1 protein-coding gene is annotated in these 968 nt (G+C 52.9%); it reads right to left on the bottom strand.

Going from position 1 to position 968, the window contains the following annotated elements; translation table 11 throughout:
• The coding region (locus QSH13_RS18415; protein ID WP_286047538.1) for a hemagglutinin repeat-containing protein at nucleotides 1-968 on the bottom strand (968 nt) is incomplete at both ends.

The following is a 968-nucleotide window of genomic DNA, read 5'->3' as shown; positions in this document are numbered from 1 at the left end:
CCCAGTGTCCCCGTGTCAAGGCGGTTTTTCTCCGCATTTCCTTCTGATGCGATAACCGCACCATCCAGTTGGGTGTGCTTCCCGACCGTAATGTCAAAACCCTCTTTACCGGCAAAAATCCCCGTCTGGTTTTGTACTGAACGGTATTCACTGTGCATCTTATCCCGGCTGGCCGAAATGTTCAGAGAACCATTGCCGAAACCGACGCTACCACCCGCACTTAAGCGGGTTTGTTTTGAGTCATAATTATCAGTGGCCTGCTCACTTTGCAGTGTCAGATTATTGCCGACATTCGCAATGACTTTATTCCCCTGAACCTGAGCACCTTTCAGGGTGGTGTCATGGCCACTGCTGAGGGTCAGGGTTTTGCCTGCATTTACCGTGCTGTCAGTGGCATACTGACTGTTGCCTTTCTCAAATCCTTTACCTCTGTTCACACTGGCATTCACATTGAAACCCGCACCATTTGACCCGAAAGTCACACCGACACCAACGGAACCCCCTTTACTGCTGTTTTTGCCGTCCACCGTCTGGATGTTCTGCGCGGATGTCAGCATAATATCATTCTGAGCGTTGAGTGTGGCGTGACCACCGGCCTGTAACTCACTCCCGGTGACATCAATGTTGCCGCTGCCTGCCGTTTTACCGCCGGCATTCACTGTCAGGTTTTGCCCGGCACTGATACTGCTGCCCTGCGCCGTGGACTGACGGGTTTCGGTTTCTGATTCAGAAGACTGGCTGCCATAAGAGAGATTAATTCCGAAGGCAGAACCCGCATCCCCCTGTGTCTCAGCAAGACGCGCGGCTTCAGCCCCCTGAACACCGGATAACCCGGCTTTAATCGACTGAAGGGCTTTAATGCGGCTGTTATCCGTTTCTTTTGCATCTCCGGCCGTCTGTACTGCGGTATTCAGTGCTGCACCGGCAGTACCGCTCAGGGCAAGCGTAAAACCACTCTGCTTCTGTTC

Source organism: Proteus faecis (assembly GCF_030286765.1).
GTDB lineage: Bacteria > Pseudomonadota > Gammaproteobacteria > Enterobacterales > Enterobacteriaceae > Proteus > Proteus faecis.
Note: the sequence above shows the minus strand (reverse complement) of the source record. Positions and strands in the feature narration are given on the sequence as shown.